At 67.9% G+C, this 17,246-nt stretch carries 15 protein-coding genes, 1 pseudogene and 1 riboswitch; of the genes and pseudogenes, 4 read left to right on the top strand and 12 right to left on the bottom strand.

The genetic code is table 11. The features are described from left to right. Window positions 1-34: 34 nt before the first annotated feature. The 4 genes from ACFQ4O_RS02700 to ACFQ4O_RS02685 are packed head-to-tail and all read right to left on the bottom strand — an operon-like array spanning window position 35 to window position 3,682. A complete protein-coding gene (locus tag ACFQ4O_RS02700) occupies window positions 35-808 on the bottom strand; it encodes a creatininase family protein (protein ID WP_378774102.1) in 774 nt (257 codons plus the stop codon). Continuing rightward, window positions 808-1,695, bottom strand: a complete 888-nt coding sequence (locus tag ACFQ4O_RS02695) for an ABC transporter ATP-binding protein (protein WP_378774101.1) — start codon at window positions 1,693-1,695, stop codon at window positions 808-810. Before ACFQ4O_RS02695 ends, ACFQ4O_RS02700 begins: the two co-directional genes overlap by 1 nt. Continuing rightward, window positions 1,692-2,699, bottom strand: coding sequence for an ABC transporter permease (locus ACFQ4O_RS02690; protein WP_378774100.1), 1,008 nt, complete (start codon window positions 2,697-2,699; stop codon window positions 1,692-1,694). Before ACFQ4O_RS02690 ends, ACFQ4O_RS02695 begins: the two co-directional genes overlap by 4 nt. 5 nt (window positions 2,700-2,704) lie before the next feature. After that, the gene (locus ACFQ4O_RS02685; protein ID WP_378774099.1) at window positions 2,705-3,682 is read right to left on the bottom strand and encodes an ABC transporter substrate-binding protein; all 978 of its coding nucleotides are present in this window, start codon (window positions 3,680-3,682) and stop codon (window positions 2,705-2,707) included. Between the two features lie 59 nt (window positions 3,683-3,741). On the opposite strand from ACFQ4O_RS02685, the gene nikR reads away from it, so the two are divergent. Beyond that, window positions 3,742-4,278, top strand: a complete 537-nt coding sequence (nikR, locus tag ACFQ4O_RS02680; RefSeq protein WP_378774098.1) for a nickel-responsive transcriptional regulator NikR — start codon at window positions 3,742-3,744, stop codon at window positions 4,276-4,278. 259 nt (window positions 4,279-4,537) lie between these two features. Here nikR and ACFQ4O_RS02675 read toward each other — a convergent pair whose 3' ends face one another. From ACFQ4O_RS02675 to aceA, 5 genes are all read right to left on the bottom strand, one after another. Then, window positions 4,538-5,272, bottom strand: a complete 735-nt coding sequence (locus tag ACFQ4O_RS02675) for an iron chelate uptake ABC transporter family permease subunit (RefSeq protein ID WP_378774097.1) — start codon at window positions 5,270-5,272, stop codon at window positions 4,538-4,540. Further along, window positions 5,199-5,732: a GlcG/HbpS family heme-binding protein gene (locus ACFQ4O_RS02670; protein WP_378774095.1), complete on the bottom strand. Its 534-nt coding sequence runs from the start codon at window positions 5,730-5,732 to the stop codon at window positions 5,199-5,201. The genes ACFQ4O_RS02675 and ACFQ4O_RS02670 overlap by 74 nt, the downstream gene beginning before the upstream one ends. Further along, window positions 5,729-6,910, bottom strand: coding sequence for a bifunctional 2-methylcitrate synthase/citrate synthase (prpC, locus tag ACFQ4O_RS02665; RefSeq protein WP_378774094.1), 1,182 nt, complete (start codon window positions 6,908-6,910; stop codon window positions 5,729-5,731). Before prpC ends, ACFQ4O_RS02670 begins: the two co-directional genes overlap by 4 nt. Window positions 6,911-7,015: 105 nt before the next feature. Further along, complete coding sequence (locus tag ACFQ4O_RS02660) at window positions 7,016-7,294, bottom strand: hypothetical protein (RefSeq protein WP_378774093.1); 279 nt, start codon at window positions 7,292-7,294, stop codon at window positions 7,016-7,018. Further along, entirely contained in the window at window positions 7,291-8,592 is a 1,302-nt protein-coding gene (gene aceA / locus ACFQ4O_RS02655; protein WP_378774092.1) for an isocitrate lyase, read from the bottom strand. Before aceA ends, ACFQ4O_RS02660 begins: the two co-directional genes overlap by 4 nt. Before the next feature lie 161 nt (window positions 8,593-8,753). On the opposite strand from aceA, the gene ACFQ4O_RS02650 reads away from it, so the two are divergent. The 3 genes from ACFQ4O_RS02650 to ACFQ4O_RS02640 all read left to right on the top strand — a co-directional run bounded on the left by ACFQ4O_RS02650 (window position 8,754) and on the right by ACFQ4O_RS02640 (window position 14,758). Continuing rightward, the gene (locus ACFQ4O_RS02650) at window positions 8,754-10,172 is read left to right on the top strand and encodes a short-chain fatty acyl-CoA regulator family protein (protein ID WP_378774091.1); all 1,419 of its coding nucleotides are present in this window, start codon (window positions 8,754-8,756) and stop codon (window positions 10,170-10,172) included. Between the two features lie 75 nt (window positions 10,173-10,247). Then, a riboswitch (cobalamin riboswitch) is annotated at window positions 10,248-10,458 on the top strand. Window positions 10,459-10,577: 119 nt separating this feature from the next. Beyond that, a complete protein-coding gene (locus tag ACFQ4O_RS02645; RefSeq protein WP_378774089.1) occupies window positions 10,578-13,445 on the top strand; it encodes a ribonucleoside-diphosphate reductase subunit alpha in 2,868 nt (955 codons plus the stop codon). A gap of 194 nt (window positions 13,446-13,639) precedes the next feature. After that, entirely contained in the window at window positions 13,640-14,758 is a 1,119-nt protein-coding gene (locus tag ACFQ4O_RS02640; RefSeq protein ID WP_378774088.1) for a ribonucleotide-diphosphate reductase subunit beta, read from the top strand. A gap of 314 nt (window positions 14,759-15,072) precedes the next feature. On the opposite strand, the pseudogene ACFQ4O_RS02635 reads toward ACFQ4O_RS02640, so the two are convergent. The 3 genes and pseudogenes from ACFQ4O_RS02635 to ACFQ4O_RS02625 all read right to left on the bottom strand — a co-directional run. Continuing rightward, window positions 15,073-15,189 (bottom strand): annotated as a pseudogene (locus tag ACFQ4O_RS02635) (transposase); the annotation flags it as partial. A 44-nt stretch (window positions 15,190-15,233) separates the two neighbouring features. Beyond that, window positions 15,234-16,019 carry a Crp/Fnr family transcriptional regulator gene (locus tag ACFQ4O_RS02630; protein WP_378774087.1) on the bottom strand — a complete coding sequence of 262 codons (786 nt, stop codon included), beginning with the start codon at window positions 16,017-16,019 and terminating at the stop codon, window positions 15,234-15,236. Then, entirely contained in the window at window positions 16,016-17,185 is a 1,170-nt protein-coding gene (locus ACFQ4O_RS02625) for a metallophosphoesterase (protein ID WP_378774086.1), read from the bottom strand. Before ACFQ4O_RS02625 ends, ACFQ4O_RS02630 begins: the two co-directional genes overlap by 4 nt. Window positions 17,186-17,246: the final 61 nt, after the last annotated feature.

Raw genomic sequence — 17,246 nt, 5'->3', positions numbered from 1 at the left:
CGGCTTTGACGTCCTCGGAGGCTTTCATCGCAACTCACTTAGGCTGGTGTTGAGCCGGCTCGTCGAAGCCGTGCGGAAGCGGCGGCGTCTCGGCGACGCCCCTGCGAATGAGGCCCGAGAGGTCCTCGACCATCCAGGCGAAGAGCTCCTCGCCCTTCGCAAGGCTCGCGAGGCTCGGGCGGCCGGTGACGCCGTTGAGGCTGGTGCGGTTCACGGGATGCGAGAACACGAGGCCCGCGGTCCGGTCCGGATCGTCGGCCTCCGCGAACCGCTCGGGCCGCGCGAGATGCGGGGCGACCGCCAGCATCAGCGAGGTCTCGGCGTCGTTCGCGTGCCAGTCGTCGGCGTCGGCGAAATGGGCCGCGCGGACGCGCTCGCTCAGGGTCGCGGTGTTGACGAGCGCGACCAGGAGGTCGTCGTGGCGGGCCCGCAGCAGTTCGAGCGCCGAGCGCAGCGGCGCGGCGTTGGTGACATGGGCGTTGACGATGAACAGCCGCCGGACGCCGGAGGCGTAGGCGCCGTCGCCGATCGCCGCGACCAGCTGCGTGGTCAGCACGGGATCGAGCGCGATCGTGCCCGGCCAGCGCCGGCTGTGGCCGAGCGAGCAGCCATAGGGCAGCGTCGGCAGCATGACGGCGCCGGTGGCGGCCGAAGCCGCCCGGCAGAGCGCGTCCGCCAGCACGAAATCCATGCCGCAGCCGAGATGCGGCCCGTGCTGCTCGGTCGCGCCGACGGGAAGGATCGCCGCGCCGTTGACCGCCGAAAGGTCGCCCGGAAGCTCGGTCCAGGTGCGTTCCGCCCAGATCATCAGTCCACCTCGTCGCCGGCCGCCGCCAGCCTCACCACCGGCGCGCCGGCCTCGCGGTCGTCGTCGGACGGCTCGTGGCGGTGGATCATCTGTTCCAGTCGTGTGAGCGTCGCCTTCAGCGCCGGATCGTCGAGGCTGCGCCCGCCGGCCGGCCGCAGCGCCGGAACCTCCATCAGCTCGACCACCTCGCCCGGATTGGCCTTCAGCACGAGGATGCGGTCGGCGAGCAGCACCGCCTCGTCGAGGTCGTGGGTGATGAACACCACCGTGACGTCGATCTTGCGCCAGATGTCGATCAGGTAGGTCTGCATCCGGGCGCGGGTCTTGGCGTCGAGCGCGGAGAAGGGCTCGTCCATCAGGAGAATGCGCGGCTGGATCGCGAGCGCGCGGGCGATCGCGACGCGCTGCTTCATGCCGCCGGACAGCTGCGCGGGATAGACGCCGGCGTAAGGCTCCAGCCCGACGAGGTCGAGCCATTGCCCGGCCTGCCGGTCGGCCTCGACCTTGCCGACGCCCGCCATCCGGAGGCCGAACGAGACGTTTCGCAGCACGGTGAGCCACGGGAACAGGGTGTAGCCCTGGAACACCATCGCCCGGTCCGGCCCCGGCCCCTCGACCCGCCGGCCGGCGACCTTGATCTCGCCGCCCTGGATCGTCTCGAGCCCCGCGATCGCGCGGACCAGCGTCGACTTTCCGCAGCCGGACGGTCCGACCACGCAGAGGAACTCCCTGCGATGGGTCACAAGGTCGATCCCGCCGAGCACCGTGCGCTCGCCGTCCTTGCCGTCGAAGGTTTTGACGAGGCCGGAGACTTCGAGGATCCGCTCGCGGGCTTTCAGTCGTGCGAAGCGGGCCGCGACCGCGTCGTCGTGGGCGAGGTCGCTCATGCCGTGGTCCTCCGCCACGGAAACAGCCAGCGCCCGAGCCGGGCGAGCGCGAGATCGCTGCCGAAGCCTACGACGCCGAGCACCAGGATCGCGGCGTAGACGTTGTCGAAGTGCTGGTAGCGGGCCTGCTGGGTGATGAAGAACGTGATGCCCGAGGAGGCGCCGACCAGTTCCGCGACGATCAGATAGGTCCAAGCCCAGCCGAGCAGGATGCGCTGGTCGTTGTAGAGGTCCGGCAGGATCGCGGGCGTCACCACCGAGCCGATCAGCTTGCCCCGCCGGGCGCCGAGCGTCTGGGCGGCTTCGAGCAGCGCGTGGTCGATCCGGCGCGTGGTCGCGGCGATGATCAGCACCTGCTGGAAGAAGGTGCCGATCACAACGATCGCGATCTTGGGCGCGTCGTAAATGCCGAGCACCGCGACGCAGAGCGCCCCGAAGGCCGGCGCCGGCAGGTAGCGGAAGAACTCGATGAAGGGCTCCGTCAGCCGGCCGATCGTGCTGTAGGCGCCGCACAGCACCCCGAGCGGCACGCCGATCAGCGAGGAGATCAGGAAGGCCCAGAAGATGATCTGGATGGAGCGCCAGAGGCTGACGCCCAACCGGAACTCGTCGCGCGTGTCGGCGGCGGGCGTCGCGGCGCTCCAGAGCGCGCCTGCGACCTCATGGGGCGCGGGCAGATAGACGGGATTCGCGGGCACGCCCTGCGGGGGTACGGACCCGGCGACTTTCGCGGCCTCGATCTCCTCGGCGAAGGTCGCCTTCGGAGCGCGCATGCCCGTCTGAAAATAGGCGACGTCGCCGGGATCCGTGATCTCGATCAGCGGATGCCACAGAAACGGCGCGTAGGAGACCGCGCACCACAGCGCGAGCGGCAGCGCGAAGGAGAGAACCCCGAGCACGAGCCGCGCCCGCGCCGTCGGGGCCCGTCCGACCGCGAACCAGCCTCCCGACGCCGCGGCGCGGCGGCGGGAGACCTTCGGCGACATGGGCGCGTCGGCCGTCATGACGCTCAGTGGGCCTGGGCGATCGAGGGGTCGATGTAGGATTTCACGTCCTGCGCGTCCTTGTAGACCCCGAACTTCACGTTGAAGGCGTCGGCGTAGCGCGACGAGCCGTAGAGCGAGCCGAAGCCGTCGGCGTCCTTGAACACCTTCGCGCCGTCGGCGAGGCTGAGCAGCTTGGTGCCCTTCAGGAAGCGGACATACTCCTCGGGCGGCACGCCGCTTCGGGTCGCCATCATCTTCACGGCCTCGCCTTGCGTCTTCGGATCGGAGATGAAGGCCACGACCTTGTCCCAGACGGCCACGAACTTCGCCCAGTCCTCCTTGCGCGCCGCCAGGCTCGCGGGCGAGACCGTGACGACGTCGTAGATCAGGCCCGGCTGGTCGGCCGAGGTGTAGAGCGGCCGCGCGCCGGGCGCCGCCTTCATGGCCTGGCCCGCCACCGGCTGCCACGCGCCGACGGCCGAGATGGCGGCGTCGGTGAAGACCTGCGGGGTGTCGTTGGTCTTGACGTTGACGATCTCGACGTCGGTGTCCTTCATGCCGGCCTTTTCGAGACCGTTGAGGATCAGCAGATGCTCGACGAGTCCGCTCTCGAGCCCGACCTTCTTGCCCTTCAGGTCTTTCAGGGTCTTGAGGCCCGGCTTGCCGACGATCATGTCGTTGCCGTTCGAATAGTCGGTGAGCATGATCATCACGCCCTTCGACCCGCCGGCGCCCATCACCAGCGTGTCGCCGTTGGTGACGGTCACGGCGTCGATCTTGCCCGCGCCGAAGGCCTCCATCGAGGCGGAGTAGTCGAACCACTCGAACTGGACGTCGACGCCCGCTTCCTTGAACCAGCCCTTGTCGATCGCGACCTGCCAGGCGACCCAGCCCGGCCAGTCGCTGTAGCCGACCTTCAGCGGCTCGGCCGCCGCGACCCCGGGCACGAACGCAAGCGCCGCCAGCGACGCGGCGCGGATGAACCTCATGAGAGAGCGCATGCGGATCTCCTGTTGACGGTAATACGAAATGAAACAATCGTATTACCGATCATACATGCATGCGGCATGCCAACAGCGGGAACGAGATCATGACGAACAAACGGGAGCGCGCGACGACGGCCGCCGGCGGGGCCTCCGCGGCCGCGCCGCAGGGCCGCCGGCCGCTTGTCGGGCGGGTCAGCCTGTCGTTGCCGGAGGCGCTCGTGGCGGACCTCGACGCCATGGCGGCGAAGCGCGGATTCGCCAGCCGCTCACAGGCGGTGGCCGAGATCCTGATGCGGTCTCTCGCCGACCACCACTACGAGATCGGCGACGAGGTGATGGTCGGCACCATCACGCTGTTTTACGACCACCTGTCGACGGGCGTGGAGCAGCGGCTGGCCGACCTTCAGCGCGCGCATATCGACGAGGTGATCTCGTCGTTCCACGTCCACCTGACCAATCACCGGACGCTTGAGGTGCTGCTGGTTCAGGGACCCGCGCGCAAACTGCAGGCAATTGCCGACGAAATGACCACGCTTCGCGGCGTGGTGTCGGGCCATCTCCAGGTCGTGGGGGCGATCATCCCGCAGCTGCATCCGTTCATCCCGACGTGAGACCGGAACACAAGTCGACGTTTTGCAGGCTCGATTACGACATGGCGTCCTGAGAGCGGAGACGGCCAGCCGTTCTGCGGCCTATCGGGGATGTTTGACGCGGGCGAGAGACGGGAAGGTCCGACGACCGGTCCGCTGACTCGGAGAGGGGACCATGCAATCTACCTGTCCTGCCGGTTCGCATAGGCGTGAGCGTATGCTGCGGTCACGGCGCCAGCGTGCGGTCCATCGCGCGCCATCGTTCTAAGCTTCAGGACTGTCATCCTCGACGGCGATCAGGCCTGGAGAGCACGTAAGTCAGGTAGACTCCCCCAATGATCGCTCCGACGAGCCCGGCTGGAATCTGCCATGGGAACGCGATCATTCGTCCGAGCCAGTCGGCCAAAACCATGAGCCCGGCGCCGATCGCCATTGCGCCGACGAGGTTAGCGGCGGCCGTCTGGAGGCCGATGATCCTCGCCGCATGCGGGGCCATGAAGCCGACGAAGCTCAAAGGACCTACGGCGAGTGTCGCGACGGCCGTCGCGAGCGAGGCCGCGGCCATGAGCGCGGCGCGGGCGCCGCGCATTGGGACGCCGACCGCCCGGGACACGTCGGCGCCGAGCGGCAGGATGGCGAGCTGACGGGCAAGCAGCGGCGCTGAAGCGAGCGCGAGAATGGCGGCCAGCGCGGTGGCGAAAGCGTCCTCCATGGTCGCGCGGTAGGTCGATCCGGCGAGCCATGTGAGCAGCAGGCCGGCGCGCGGATCGCCGCTTGCGACGATGACCGAACTCGCCGAGCCGAGCAGCGCGGCCAGCATGACGCCTGCGAGCAGCATGTGGTCCGGCGCGAAGGACGACCGTCGTCCAAGCGCCAGGACGGCGGAGATCGCCAAGAGGGCGCCGCCGGCGGCTCCGGCGGTCACGGACAGCCGGTTGATCTCAAAGAAGAGCGCCACCCCGATCAGGCCGAGAGCTGCGCCCGACGAGACCCCGAGCAGTTCTGGGCTCGCCATCGGGTTGCCGGTGAGGCGCTGCAGGAGAACGCCCGCATAGGCGAGCAACGCGCCGGAGAAGCGCCGCCTTGGCGACCTCGACGTCTTGGTCCGGGGTCCCGGACCCGACCCCGATCCCGCCCACGCATTCGCCGTCGATCAGGATGGGCAGGCCGCCCGCGAGGTTGGTCAGGCGCCCGCCTGACGCGCTGGCGAGGCGCGGCTCCATTTCCGGAGAAAACCGACCCGTGGGCTGCCGATGCGAGGCCGCTGTTATCGCCTTCGACAGAGAGGTCTCCCGCGATACGAGCTTCGCGCCGTCGGTGCGCAGGAAGCCCAGAAGGTTGCCGCCCTCGTCCACGATCGAGACGTTCTGCGGCGCGCCGATCGCATCGGCCCTTTCGGCCGCCGCGGCGAGCATGCGCAGCGCTGCGGCATGGGTGAGGACGCGCCTCGGGCGGGTGAAGGCGGAGCCGGTCATGCCGCTCGGGCCTTTCTCGGGGCGTTTCCACGCGCTGCGAGAGGTGAGAAGGCGCGCGCTTCCGGACCGATGTACTCCGCCGCCGGCCGGATGATCTTGTTGTCGGACCGCTGCTCGATCACATGCGCGCACCAGCCGGCGGTTCGGGCCATGGCGAACAGCGCCGTGAACATCGACTGCGGCGCGCCGAGCATGTGGTAGACGAGCGCGCTGTACCAATCGACGTTCGGGAACATGCTCTTGGCGTCGGCCATCACGGCCTCTATGCGCTGAGCGATGTCGAACAGCCGCGACGAGGCGCCGTCCGCCACGAGCCGCGCTGCGACGTCCTTGATGACCTGGTTGCGCGGGTCGCCCGCGACGTAGACCGGGTGCCCGAACCCCATCACGACCTCCTTGCGGTCGATGCGCTCGCGCACGCCGTCCTCGGCCTCGTCCGGAGTGAGGTAGCGGCACATCTCCACAAAGGCCTGCTCGTTGGCGCCGCCGTGCTTCGGGCCGCCGAGCGCGCCGATCGCGCCGCCGATACAGGAATAGAGATCCGCTCCGGTTCCGGCGATCGAGCGCGCCGTGAAGGTCGAGGCGTTGAACTCGTGCTCGGCGTAGATGACGAAGGAGGCGTGCAGCGCCGCGACCTCGGCGCGCGAGGGAGCCGAGCGGCGCAGCATGTGGAGGAAGTGGCCACCGACGCTGTCGTCGTCGGTCTCGACCTCGATCCGGCGTCCGCCATGCGCGAAGTGCCGCCAGTAGGCGAGCATCGAGCCCATGCTCGCGACGAGCTTGTCGGCGACGTCGGTCGCGCCGCGCGGGTTGGAGCGGAGCGGCTCGGGCAGCACGCAGCCGAGCGCCGAGACGCCGCTCCGGAGCACGTCCATCGGATGCGCGGAGGCCGGCAGCGCCTCGAGCGAACGGCGCACCGCGTCCGGCAGGCCACGGGCCGCCTTGAGCTTCGCCTTGTAGGCCTGAAGCTCCGCCTCATTCGGCAGGTCGCCGTGGATCAGGAGATGCGCGACCTCCTCGAACGCGCAGGACGTGGCGAGGTCGACCACGTCGTAACCGCGATAACGCAGTTCCGCGCCACCGACGCTCGACAGCGCCGTGCGGCCGGCGACGACGCCCGACAGAGCGACGGATTTCTTGGGCGCGGGGCGCGCGGCGTCAGTGATGGCGAGGACCATTTTGCGTCTTCTCCACGTCGAATGCGGGCGGGGTTGAAGCGTGCGGCTGCGAGGCGTCGGAGGCCGCCGGTCCGTGTGGGCGGCGGCCTCCGCGTCGTCGGCGATCTAGCGTCCGTTGCGGGGCGTGTCCCGGACCATGGGAACCATCTGGTCGCCCCAGCTGCCGGAACCGTTGTGATAGCGGGACACCCGCGTCAGTTCGACGGACAGGCCGGACTCCACGGTCTTGATGATCGCGAGGTTGAGTCGGTGAACGGCGTCCGCCACACGTCGGAGCGCCCGGTCCTGTTCCGTCTCGTCGACTGGGCGGATCTTCCGGAATTCACCGGGCGGCGTCGGGCCGACGGCGGTCGGCGCCAGGAAGTCGATGGCCTCGACGCTCATTCCGCCGCCTCCCGGACGCTGGCCTTGTCCTCGAACTGGTCGGTCTCGGTCGAGTGATCCATGGCCGTGGTGGACGATGCGCCGCCGGTGATCGCCATGGAGACGGCGTCGAAGTAGCCGGTGCCGACCTCGCGCTGGTGGCGCGTCGCCGTGTAGCCATTCGCCTCGGAGGCGAATTCGGCGTTCTGCAGCTCCGAATAGGCCGCCATGCCGCGCGCCGCGTAGCCGCGGGCGAGTTCGAACATGCCGTGGTTGAGCTGGTGGAAGCCCGCCAGCGTCACGAACTGGAACTTGTAGCCCATGGCGCCGAGTTCGCGCTGAAACTTCGCGATCGTGTCCTTGTCGAGGTTTCGCTCCCAGTTGAACGAGGGCGAGCAGTTGTAGGAGAGCAGCTTGCCCGGGAACTTGGCGTGGATCGCCTCGGCGAAGAGACGCGCCTCCTCGAGGTTCGGCTTCGAGGTCTCCCACCACAGCAGGTCCGCGTAGGGCGCGTAGGCGAGGCCCCGCTGGATGCAGGCCTCGACGCCGCATTTGTAGCGATAGAAGCCCTCCGGCGTGCGCTCGCCTTTCTCGATGAACAGCGCATCGCGCTCGTCGATGTCGGAGGTGATGAGCTTGGCCGATTCAGCGTCGGTGCGCGCCATCACGAGGGTCGGCGTGCCCATGACGTCGGCCGCGAGCCGCGCCGCCACGAGGTTGCGGATGTGCGCCTGGGTGGGGATCAGAACCTTGCCGCCGAGATGGCCGCACTTCTTCTCCGAGGCGAGCTGGTCCTCGAAGTGCACGCCCGCCGCGCCCGCCTCGATATAGGCCTTCATGATCTCGAACGCGTTGAGCGGACCGCCGAAGCCGGCCTCGGCGTCGGCGACGATCGGGGCGAACCACGAGTCGACCGAACGCTTGTCCTCGGCATGCTCGATCTGGTCGGCGCGCTGGAGCGTGCGGTTGATCTTGCGGCAGAGCTCAGGGCCCGAATTCGCAGGGTAAAGGCTCTGGTCAGGATACATCGCGCCCGCGACGTTCGCGTCGGCGGCGACCTGCCATCCCGAAAGATAGATCGCGTCGAGGCCGCCGCGAACCATCTGCATGGCCTGGTTGCCGGTGACCGCGCCGAGCGAGTGCACGTAGGGCCTGTTCCTCAGCATGTGCCAGAGCCGGTTCGCGCCGTAGATCGCGAGCGTGTGGCTGACCTGCAGCGAACCGCGCAGGCGCTCCACATCGGCGGGCGAATAGGGACGCTCGACGCCGTCGAAGCGGCCGGAGGGCGTGTTGGGAACGAGCTTCTCGAAAGCGGTCATCGGATCTTTCCTCAGCGAAAGGCGCGCTTGCGCCGTCGTGTGACGGTCGCAATATTCACAAACGCAAACCCCGAGAAAACCACTGAAAAAGCGAAGGTTTGCGAAGTGAAATTTGCGAATTTGCGAAGTTTGCAAATTCGCGCGGCGCGAAGGACGACGCGATGCGCAAGACGTTCATGGGGGTGCGGCTCAAGCGGCTCAGAGAAGAGCGCGGCATGACGCAGGCCGCGCTCGCAGCCTCCCTCGATCTGTCGCCGAGCTACCTGAACCAGATCGAGAACAACCAGCGCCCGCTCACCGTCCCGGTGCTGCTGAAGCTCAACGGCGTGTTCGGCCTCGACGTGCAGCTCTTCGCCGAGGACGACGAGGCGCGGCTCATCGCCGACCTGCGCGAAGCGCTCGCCGACCCTGCCGCCGTCGAGACGGTGTCGACCAGCGAGCTTCGGGAGATCGCAGGCGCGATGCCGGCGGTCGGTCGCGCGATCGTCACGTTGCACCGGCGCTATCGTCACGCCGCCGAACAGGCCGAGGCGCTCGCCGCGGGGCTGTCGCCGGGAGCCGAAGCGGCAGGCCTCGCGCCCCTTACCCCTTACGAGCAGGTCCGCGACTTCTTCTACGCCCGGCACAACCATTTCGGCGAGCTCGATGAGGCGGCCGAGCGCCTCGCGGGCGAGCTCGGCGCATTCGGGGCCAGCGCTGCGGGGCGGCTGACCGATCTGCTCGAGCGCCGCCACGGCGTGCGGGTCGTCGTGGCGGACGAAGCCGACGATCGAGCCGACGCCAAGCTGTTCCGTCGCAGCTCCGACGCGCTCCATCTGTCGAGCCGGATGCGTCCGGGCCAGATTGCGTTTCAGATCGCGACGCAGCTCGCCTACTTCGAGCAGGGCGAGGCGATTGACCGGCTGGCCGACGAGGCCGCGCAGGGAAGCGCCGAGACGCGGTCGCTGGCCCGGATCGGGCTCGCGCATCACTACGCCGGGGCGCTGCTCATGCCCTATCGCCCCTTCCTCCACGCCGCGGAGACCGGGCGCTACGACATCGAGGCGCTCGCCGAGCGCTACGGCGTCGGCTTCGAGACGATCTGCCATCGCCTTTCGACCCTGCAGCGCCCGAACGCGCGCGGCGTGCCGTTCGTGTTCATCCGCGTCGATCGCGCCGGCAACATCTCGAAGCGTCAGTCGGCGACCGACTTCCACTTCTCGCGCGTCGGCGGCGCCTGCCCGCTCTGGAACGTCTACGAGGCGTTCGCCCAGCCCGGACGCATCCTGACGCAGGTCGCGCAGATGCCGGACGGGCGCTCCTACCTCTGGGTCGCCCGGACGGTCGAACGTTCGGCGGGACGGTACGGCGCCATCCGCAAGAGCTTCGCGGTGGGACTCGGTTGCGACCTCCGCCATGCGGAGCGGCTCGTCTATTCGAAAGGCCTCGACCTGTCCGATCCCGGGGCCGCGACCCCGATCGGCGCCGGCTGCAAAGTGTGCGAACGTCCACGCTGCCCCCAGAGGGCCTTTCCGCCGGTCGGAAGAAAGCTCGTCATCGACGAGGCCAGCCGCAGCGTGGCGCCATACGCCTCGGGCTGAGCCTGTCCGCTCCGGGCTCCGTGGGGACATTGGGGATAACCGCATCGGCGGATTGACGCTTGCAGGCGCTCAGACCCAATATCTAGTCGTCGAGGTTCTCCCAAGTCGCAAGATGCGGGAGCTAAGAGGGAAGCCGGTGAGCCTTCGGGCGATGCCGGCGCTGCCCCCGCAACTGTAAGCGGCGAGCCAAGGTCCACCGAACGTCACTGGGGCGAGAGCCTCGGGAAGACAGGACCGACGGCGCTGACCCGCGAGCCAGGAGACCTGCCCCGACCGAATGAAACGTCCTCGGGCGGGGTGTCCCGGTGGATCGCTTGCGGTCGGCCGTCCCGCCTGTCGGGAACCCTCACGACCTCTCGCGTCCGCGTGGCCTCGTCCCCAACAGGTTTTCGGGGTCTGAAGCCGATGTCTCTCTCCATCTCCCAGGATCGCGCCGCCACCGGCGCGCCGGTCTTCACCGACGCCGAGCGGCCCGGAAAGGTCGCCGCGCCCGCGTTCCACGTCATCCGCCGCAACGGTTCGGTGACGCCGTTCGACGGCTCCAAGATCGCGGTCGCGGTGACCAAGGCGTTCCTGGCCGTCGAGGGCTCCGGGGCCGCCGCCTCGCGGCGCGTCCATGAGGCGGTAGAGGCGCTCACAGCCGACGTTGTCGCGACGCTCACCCGGCGCGCCGACGCCGACCGCGCGCTGCACATTGAGGACATCCAGGATCAGGTCGAGCTCGCGCTGATGCGCGGCGGCCACCAGAAGGTCGCCCGCGCCTATGTGCTCTATCGTGAGGCTCGGGCCGAGGCCCGGCGCGCAAAGGCCGCGCCTGCCGAAACCGCGACGCCCTCGCTCCATGTTCGCCACGCCGACGGTTCGATGGTCCCGCTCGACGAACGCCGTCTGGCGCTGATCATCGCCGAGGCCTGCGAAGGCCTTGAGGGCGTCTCCACCGAGGCGGTCGCGGCCGAGACCCGCCGCAATCTCTATGACGGCGTCTCGCCGACAGAGCTGCAGCAGGCGCCCGTGATGGCGGCCCGCACGCTGGTCGAGACCGAGCCGAACTACGCCTATGTCAGCGCGCGCCTGCTGCTCGACATGCTGCGGACCGAGGGCCTGTCGGCGGTCCATGGCCGCGCGATCTCGGCCACGCAGGCCGACATGGCCGAGGCCTATCCCGACTACTTCCCGGCCTTTATCAAGGCGGGCGTCGCCGCCGGGCTGATCGACGCCGAACTTGAGCGCTTCGACCTCGCCCGGCTCGCCGCCGCGCTGAAGCCCGAGCGCGACCTCGACTTCCAGTTCCTCGGTCTCCAGACGCTCTACGACCGCTACTTCCTGCACACGGGCGGACAGCGCATCGAGCTGCCGCAGGCATTTTTCATGCGCGTCGCCATGGGCCTTTCGCTCCGCGAGATCGACCGCGAGGCGCGCGCGATCGAGTTCTACGACCTGCTGTCGAGCTTCGACTTCATGGCCTCCACCCCGACCCTGTTCAACTCGGGCACGACGCGCCCGCAGCTTTCCTCCTGCTTCCTGACCACGATCGCCGACGACCTCGACGGCATCTTCAAGGGCGTGAAGGACAACGCGCTGCTCGCGAAGTATTCCGGCGGCCTCGGCAACGACTGGAGCCGCGTGCGCGGCCTCGGCGCGCACATCAAGGGAACCAACGGCGAGAGCCAGGGCGTGGTGCCGTTCCTGAAAGTCGCGAACGACACCGCGATCGCGGTCAATCAGGGCGGCAAGCGCAAGGGCGCGGTCTGCGCCTACCTCGAGACCTGGCACGTCGACATCGAGGAATTCCTCGATCTCCGCAAGAACACCGGCGACGACCGCCGCCGCACCCACGACATGAACACCGCGAACTGGGTTCCGGACCTCTTCCTCGAGCGTGTCGAGGCGGATGGCCAATGGACACTGTTCTCGCCCGATGAGACGCCGGACCTGCATGATCTCTACGGCCCGGCGTTCAAGGCTGCCTACGAGGCCTACGAGGCCAAGGCCGCCCGCGGCGAGCTCAAGGTCCACAAGTCGATGCGGGCGCTTGACCTGTGGCGGCGCATGCTCACCATGCTGTTCGAGACCGGGCACCCCTGGATCACCTTCAAGGACCCCTGCAACATCCGCTCGCCGCAGGGCCATGTCGGCGTGGTGCATTCCTCGAACCTCTGCACCGAGATCACGCTCAACACCTCGGACGACGAGGTCGCGGTCTGCAATCTGGGCTCCGTGAACCTCGCGGCGCACGTCACCGCCGAGGGCCTCGACGTCGTCAAGCTCGCGCGCACGATCGCGACCGCGATGCGGATGCTGGACAATGTCGTCGACATCAACTTCTACACGATCCCCGAGGCGCGCCGCTCGAACCTGCGCCACCGCCCGGTCGGGCTCGGCATCATGGGTTTTGAGGACGCGCTGCAGACGCTGCGCATTCCTTACGCCTCCGACGAGGCGGTGCGCTTCGCCGACCAGAGCATGGAGGCGCTGAGCTTCCACGCCATCTCGGCCTCGGTCGACCTTGCGGCCGAGCGCGGCCGCTATCCGAGCTTCGAGGGCTCGCTCTGGTCAAAAGGGATCCTGCCGATCGACTCGATCGAGCTGCTGTCGGACGCCCGCGGCGGCCTCGAGATGGACCGTTCGGCGACGCTCGACTGGGAGCCGCTGCGCGAGCGGGTCAGGACCGTCGGCACGCGCAACTCCAACTGCATGGCGATCGCCCCGACCGCGACGATCTCAAACATCTGCGGCGTGTCGCAGTCGATCGAGCCCGCCTACCAGAACCTCTTCGTCAAATCGAACATGTCGGGCGACTTCACGGTCGTGAACGCGGCGCTCGTCCGCGACCTGAAGGCCCGCGGCCTCTGGGACGAGGTGATGGTCTCTGACCTGAAATATTTCGACGGCAGCCTCTCGGCGATCGACCGCGTGCCGGGCGAATTGAAAGCCCTCTACGCCACCGCGTTCGAGATCGAATCCTCCTGGCTGATCGAGGCGGCGTCGCGCCGTCAGAAGTGGATCGACCAGGCGCAGTCGCTCAACCTCTACATCGCGAGCCCCTCGGGCAAGGCGCTCGACGCGCTCTACCGGCTCGCGTGGAAGCGGGGTCTCAAGACCACCTACTACCTGCGCTCGCGCTCGGCGACCCATGTGGAGAAGTCGACCCTCAAGGGCGTCGACGGGCGGCTGAACGCCGTCACCTCGGTGGGCGTGGCGGCCCAGCCGATCATGATCCGCGAAGGAGCCGTCTGCTCGATGGACGACCCCACCTGCGAGGCCTGCCAGTAGGTCCAGCGCTTCTTGTCCCGGCCTTGAGCCGGGACCCGAAATCGCAACGCCGTCATGCCAGTCTTCGCGGGCATCCACGACTTCTCTCCGGTCGCCGCCGTTCGACGTCCAAGTCGTGGATACCCGGCTCCGCCGGGCATGACTGATCCTCCCTTTCAGAGCGTCCGTCGCTCGAAACGCAAGTGAGACGTCCCATGCTCGACTGGTCCGAACCCTCCGCCACACCGGCCCGCACGATCCCGCTCCCGCAGGCCTCCGCCGACCCCACCGGGCTCGGCGCGATCGACCGCTCGGGCGGCCGCGTCTCGGTCGACGAGAAGCGGATGATCAACTGCCGCGCCGACGTGAACCAGCTTCTTCCGCTCAAGTACAAATGGGCGTGGGAGAAGTATCTCGCCGGGTGCAACAACCACTGGATGCCAACTGAAGTCTCGATGCAGGCCGACATCGCGCTCTGGAAGTCGCGCGACGGGCTGACCGCCGACGAGCGCCGCATGGTCAAGCGCAACCTCGGCTTCTTTGCGGCGTCGGAGAGCCTTGTCGCCAACAACATCGTGCTGGCGATCTACCGCCACCTCACCAACCCGGAATGCCGCCAGTATCTGCTGCGACAGGCCTTCGAGGAGGCCGTCCACACCCACACCTTCCAGTACATCGTCGAGAGCCTCGGCCTCGACGAGGGCGAACTGTTCAACATGTACCGCGAGGTGCCGTCGATCACCGACAAGGCCGCCTGGGCGCTGAAGCACACCCAGCATCTCGACGATCCGGACTTCCGCACCGGCACGCCCGCGGCCGACACCGCGTTCCTGCGCGATCTCGTGGCCTTCTATGTCGTGTTCGAGGGCATGTGGTTCTACACGGGCTTCGCGCAGATCCTGTCGCTCGGGCGGCGCAACAAGATGGTCGGCGTCGCCGAGCAGTATCAGTACATCCTGCGCGACGAGAGCATCCACCTGAACTTCGGCGTTGACGTCATCAACCAGATCAAGGCGGAGAACCCGCATCTCTGGACGAGCGCCTTCCAGAACGAGATCCGCGCCATGCTGCGCGAGGCGGCCGAGCTTGAGTCGGCTTATGCGCGCGACACGATGCCTACGGGCTTCCTCGGGCTCAACGCGGCGTCGAGCGAGCAGTACATGCGCTTCATCGCCAACCGCCGCTGCGCGCAGCTTGGCCTGTCTCCGGCCTTCGAGGCGGCGGAGAACCCGTTCCCGTGGATGTCCGAGGCGATGGATCTCAAGAAGGAGAAGAATTTCTTCGAGACCCGGGTGATCGAATACCAGAACGGCGGCGCGCTGGCGTGGGACTGAAGCGTACGACCACGACGCGATCGGAGGACGGCGCCGGTCGGCTGACCTCGCGGCGAATGCCTGTGTCGTTCGACCGCTTTGCCTCCACGAGGGTCGGGGCGCCATCCGGGTTGATGGAGAGATGCACCAACGGCCTCCGCCGCCGTCCTGACCGGCGATCGACTGCTTGCGCGACACGAGGATGAAGCGGCGATGAGACTGGCTGTCGATCTGATCGCCGACCAACAGCTCGGTAATCCGACCGTGCCGGTGCTCGACGTGATCGCGATGGCGGTGAACGTGCCCAGTTCGAGGCTACGCGAGGAGTCCGCCGCTGGCAGGTCGCGCCAAGGCGAGCCGGTCCGCAGCACGTGGAAGACGCCGTTCATCAGCCGCCGGTCGTGGAGCCGGGCGACGCCCCGTGGCTTGTTCGGGAGCAGCGGTTCTATCAGCCGCCACTCGGCCTTGCTCGGATCGTAGCGCCACCGTTATGGGGTCAGGACCGAGCCGCCAACGCCGCGTGGTCCAGGATCGTAATCTTGCCACGTTGAAGCTCGATCGCTCCTGCCGCCTGCAATTTCTTGAGACCCATCGTGACCCATTGCCGGCTCACGCCGACCATGTCGGCGATCTCCGAACCGGTGATCGGGAACTGGATCTCCAGGCCGTGTTCGGTCCTAACGCCATAAAGCTCGCCCAGATGCTCGAGCAGACCGCTGATGCGCTCCGAGGCCGAGCGCGTGCCGAGCGCCTGGGACATTGCCGCGTAGCATCGGCCCTTGAAAGCGAGCGCATCAATCAGGCCCAAAGCCAGGTTCGGAATCCGCCCGCATAGCATTTGGAGCGTGTCCGTAGGTAGAAACACCAGACTGGTGTCTCGGATGGCGATACCTGACCACATGTGGGGGTTGTGACCGAAGACGTCGGGCCCCCCGATGAAGTGTCCGGTGAACCAGATCGCGCGTGTGATCCTCCGGCCAGTGTCCGCCTCAAAGAACACCCGCACGCCGCCGGATTGTATGATGAAAATACCGTCTTGCCGCTGTCCCTGGCGGAAAACGAGAGAATGACGCCGCGCGAGGCGATGTTCGCAATACGGCGCAACGGCCAGACGCTCGCTTTCCGTCAGCCGGCCGAAGATGCTCGCGCGTGGATCATCGACGCCTCCTGCGCTCGATAATATCAGCGCGCGTCGGTCGCCTGGGCCCTGTTTGGGTCCAGGCTTTCGTTCGACCGCGAGCTGCGTCGCCTTGCCGTCCCCGCCAGCGTCTGTGCCTATCATTCGGCTTCGATCTGGAACGGTCGGTTGAGCTCCAGCACGCGCTCCGCCGGCGGATACCAGCCCTGGGCCGCGTGGCTGTCATCGTGGAGGTAGCACCGAACACGCACCAGCGGCGACCCATTGGTGAACGTGAAGTGCCGGCTCATGGGAGGGCATGTCACGAAGGAGTGGTACTTTGAGAGCTGCGCGCAGTTGACGAAATTCGTGCCCCAGCGCCGCTCGACGTGACTGCGGCCGGAAACGACGTCGTCCGGATACGTGTGGGTGTGGCCGCCGAGCCAAAGGTCTACGGCGCCGGGATTGGCCTCCAGATAACGCTCGAACCGCTGCGCCTTCGGCTCGTCGTCGACGAAATAGAGATAAGACGCGCCTTCCGGGACGCCGTCGACGCCGTGGTAGAGACCGTGCCTGTAGCGCCCGTCCGGATAGCGCGACACGCCCTCATAGTCCCCGGAGCCGACAGTCGTCTCCCGCAGCATGTGATGGTGACAGCTGACGACCACGTCGCCGCGCCGGCCGGCCGCCTCCACCTCGTCGCGCCACCATTCCCAGGTCTCGCCGGTGACCGCGCCGGCGGGCGAGCCTCCGCCGAAATCCTGGCGGCCGACGGGATAGGGCAGGTCGTTGCGGTCGCTCATCATCAGGAAGCGGATGTTGCCGACCTGGAACGCGTACCGGTCCCATTCGCCCGTGACGGGATAGGGCCGCCGCGACGCATGGACTCCCGACGTCTCGGGGAATTCGCCCAGGGGATCGACATACTTGCGGAACCACCAGTTCGCCGGCTTCCCCTGGCTGGAGGCCGCGCTCCCGGCCGAAGCGTCGTGGTTGCCGGCGATGGGGTAGATCTGCTCGCGACGGTGGGCGCGGAGCGCCCCGTATTGCCGGACCACCTCGACGCCCTGCTCGTCGTCGGGCAAGTCCCAATGGCCCGCGTTGTCGCCGAGGTCGAGGGCGATCTCCCAATGAAACGGCGGGCCGCCGAGATCGCCGCCTTCCTCCGACTGGCGCAAGGCCGTCGCCAAGCTTTCCGGATAACCGGCGGGCGGCGTGAAGGACATGCCGTGACGGATCGCAGCGGAGACCGCCTTGTCCGTCGCGACGTGAGCGTCTGAAAAGACCCAGAGCGCGAAGGTTCGGCTCGCCGGCCTGGATGAACTCGTCATATCGGATGTCCTGAAAAAACGGCGTCGCCGCGCCGATCGCGCTTCCGGGCGGCGCGGCGCC

The sequence above is a fragment of the Methylopila musalis genome, from assembly GCF_042679725.1.
GTDB classification, from domain to species: Bacteria; Pseudomonadota; Alphaproteobacteria; order Rhizobiales; family Methylopilaceae; genus Methylopila; species Methylopila musalis.
This window is presented reverse-complemented; position numbering and strand designations above follow the sequence as displayed.

Bases quoted from the DNA above. Each gene is read 5' to 3' on its own strand.
- nikR (WP_378774098.1), top strand. From the start codon at position 3,742: ATGCGGCATGCCAACAGCGGGAACGAGATCATGACGAACAAACGGGAG.
- ACFQ4O_RS02700 (WP_378774102.1), bottom strand. From the start codon at position 808: ATGATCTGGGCGGAACGCACCTGGACCGAGCTTCCGGGCGACCTTTCG.
- ACFQ4O_RS02645 (WP_378774089.1), top strand. From the start codon at position 10,578: ATGTCTCTCTCCATCTCCCAGGATCGCGCCGCCACCGGCGCGCCGGTC.
- ACFQ4O_RS02685 (WP_378774099.1), bottom strand. From the start codon at position 3,682: ATGCGCTCTCTCATGAGGTTCATCCGCGCCGCGTCGCTGGCGGCGCTT.
- ACFQ4O_RS02650 (WP_378774091.1), top strand. From the start codon at position 8,754: ATGCGCAAGACGTTCATGGGGGTGCGGCTCAAGCGGCTCAGAGAAGAG.
- ACFQ4O_RS02660 (WP_378774093.1), bottom strand. From the start codon at position 7,294: ATGAGCGTCGAGGCCATCGACTTCCTGGCGCCGACCGCCGTCGGCCCG.
- aceA (WP_378774092.1), bottom strand. From the start codon at position 8,592: ATGACCGCTTTCGAGAAGCTCGTTCCCAACACGCCCTCCGGCCGCTTC.
- ACFQ4O_RS02670 (WP_378774095.1), bottom strand. From the start codon at position 5,732: ATGACCGGCTCCGCCTTCACCCGCCCGAGGCGCGTCCTCACCCATGCC.
- ACFQ4O_RS02640 (WP_378774088.1), top strand. From the start codon at position 13,640: ATGCTCGACTGGTCCGAACCCTCCGCCACACCGGCCCGCACGATCCCG.
- prpC (WP_378774094.1), bottom strand. From the start codon at position 6,910: ATGGTCCTCGCCATCACTGACGCCGCGCGCCCCGCGCCCAAGAAATCC.
- ACFQ4O_RS02625 (WP_378774086.1), bottom strand. From the start codon at position 17,185: ATGACGAGTTCATCCAGGCCGGCGAGCCGAACCTTCGCGCTCTGGGTC.
- ACFQ4O_RS02695 (WP_378774101.1), bottom strand. From the start codon at position 1,695: ATGAGCGACCTCGCCCACGACGACGCGGTCGCGGCCCGCTTCGCACGA.
- ACFQ4O_RS02690 (WP_378774100.1), bottom strand. From the start codon at position 2,699: ATGACGGCCGACGCGCCCATGTCGCCGAAGGTCTCCCGCCGCCGCGCC.
- ACFQ4O_RS02630 (WP_378774087.1), bottom strand. From the start codon at position 16,019: ATGATAGGCACAGACGCTGGCGGGGACGGCAAGGCGACGCAGCTCGCG.
- ACFQ4O_RS02675 (WP_378774097.1), bottom strand. From the start codon at position 5,272: ATGGCGAGCCCAGAACTGCTCGGGGTCTCGTCGGGCGCAGCTCTCGGC.